This window comes from Alteromonas sp. AO-Serp, assembly GCF_017849675.1.
Classification (GTDB): Bacteria; Pseudomonadota; Gammaproteobacteria; order Enterobacterales; family Alteromonadaceae; genus Alteromonas; species Alteromonas macleodii.
The window spans coordinates 1-1,886 of record NZ_JAFLMX010000097.1; the positions used below are offsets into that span (position 1 = coordinate 1).

Annotated in this window: 3 protein-coding genes; all 3 read right to left on the minus strand. The window is 48.5% G+C overall.

Translation table 11 applies throughout. The features are described 5' to 3' along the window. Positions 1 to 621 (minus strand): argininosuccinate synthase (locus QVA83_RS07585; RefSeq protein ID WP_287498299.1); only part of this gene is annotated, 621 nt, incomplete at its 3' end. Positions 622 to 658: 37 nt separating this feature from the next. After that, complete coding sequence (locus tag QVA83_RS07590) at positions 659 to 1,570, minus strand: ornithine carbamoyltransferase (protein ID WP_075177759.1); 912 nt, start codon at positions 1,568 to 1,570, stop codon at positions 659 to 661. After that, the coding region (locus tag QVA83_RS07595) for an amino acid kinase family protein (protein ID WP_502711458.1) at positions 1,567 to 1,886 on the minus strand (320 nt) is incomplete at its 5' end. The genes QVA83_RS07595 and QVA83_RS07590, both read right to left, overlap by 4 nt.

Genomic DNA, 1,886 nt, shown 5'->3' on the forward strand with positions numbered 1-1,886 from the left:
CATGGTCCACACTTGCTTGGTAGGCTCTTGCCATGGATCTTCAAGCTCGCCACCTTCGTGTGAAATGTGCCATGCGTTTGCATCGCGGCTGTAAATTTTTGTTGCTGACGCCGTGGTTGGAATATTGCGCTCAGCTAGATAAGCCAATAGATCTTCACGGCTTACCATGTCCCACTCACGCCATGGCGCTATTACCGTAAGGTCTGGGGCTAGAGCAGCAAAGGTACTTTCAAAGCGTACCTGGTCGTTACCTTTACCCGTACAGCCGTGGCATAGTGCGTCGGCACCTACTTTGCGCGCAATCTCAACTTGCGCTTTGGCGATAACCGGACGTGCCATTGACGTACCCAGTAGGTATTCACCTTCGTAAACTGCACCTGTAGTAATAGTTGGGAAGATATATTCGCTTACGAACTCTTCTTTCAAATCAACAATGTGGCATTCGCTTGCGCCAGATGCGATAGCTTTTTCATGAAGCCCTTCTAGTTCTTCATCACCTTGACCCACATCTGCTGCAAACGCGACAACTTCACAGCCATAGTTTTCTTTAAGCCATGGAATGATGGCTGATGTATCAAGCCCGCCTGAATAGGCCAGCACGATTTTTTTAACGTTTTGCATCTAAATAATCCTTCTAAGCGTCTTTTTAGGCGTCTTTTTAAGCGTTAAGTAATTGAGTAAGAATGGCGTTTTGGCCATGCATTCTATTTTCGGCTTGCTGCATTAATAGCGATTTATCGCTATCAATCAACGAGCCCGTAATTTCTAAATCGCGATGGGCAGGTTGGCAGTGCATAACGTAGCTAGCACCGGTTGCATCCATCAACGCTTCGTTCACCTGATAAGGCATGAACTTTTCTTTGATCACTTCAAGTGGCGTCTCGTCACCCATTGAAAGCCATGTATCTGCATAGATAACGTCTGCGCCGTTAGCAGCACTAAGCTCAGTGCTTTCAACAATCGATACACCCGTTTTCTCGGCAATCGCTTTGGCTTGCGCCACAATTTCAGGTGCCGCTTCGTGCCCCTCTGGCGTGACTACAACTTGGTTGCAACCTAGAAGCGCCCCAACAATTAACAGAGAATGGGTTACATTGTTGCCGTCGCCTACATAGGCCATGGTAAGACCTTCGGTTTTGCCGAAGCGTTCAAACATTGTGAGGTAGTCGGCAAGGCCTTGGCACGGGTGGTACTTATCGCACAGCGCATTGATAACCGGCACGTTTGCCGCCTTAGAAAAGGTTTCTAGCGTCTCGTGAGAAAATACGCGAGCAACAATGGCGTCAGCCCAGCACGCAAGGTTAGCGGCGGTGTCTACTGCGTCTTCACGGCCTGCTAATTTGCCCGACTGCACATCTAAATACACCATGTGGCCGCCAAGCTTGTTGATACCAATATCGAAGCTAACGCGGGTTCGCAAAGACGGCTTTTCAAACAGGGCAACAATTGACTTCCCCGCTAGCACGTTGCTGTAACTTGCTGGGGCTTGTTTAATTTCTACAGCCAATTGCAGCAAGTTTTTCATTGCGTCGGGTGTCCAGTCTGCAAAGGTTAGTAGGTCCTGTTTCATTGTACTTCTCCGGCATTGCCTTTTGTAAAGTCGGTGTGGGGTAAATCAGCGTTTTTTGACGGTGTATTTGTCAGTGCTGAGGGCAGTATTTGCGTGCCCGTTTTCTTATTTAAAATGTCGTTGATGTCGGCGGCCCAACTCGCGATGTAAACTGCGCGGCCTAAATTCTCTGCAGACGCGAGTGCCGCATCCACTTTTACTTTCATCCCGTCGGTGATCACGCCTTCATCTGCGTACTTCGATATGCTTGCAGCGTTAAGTTCGCCAATTAGCAATTTGTCACCGTCTAGCACACCGTCAACATTGGAAAGGAGTA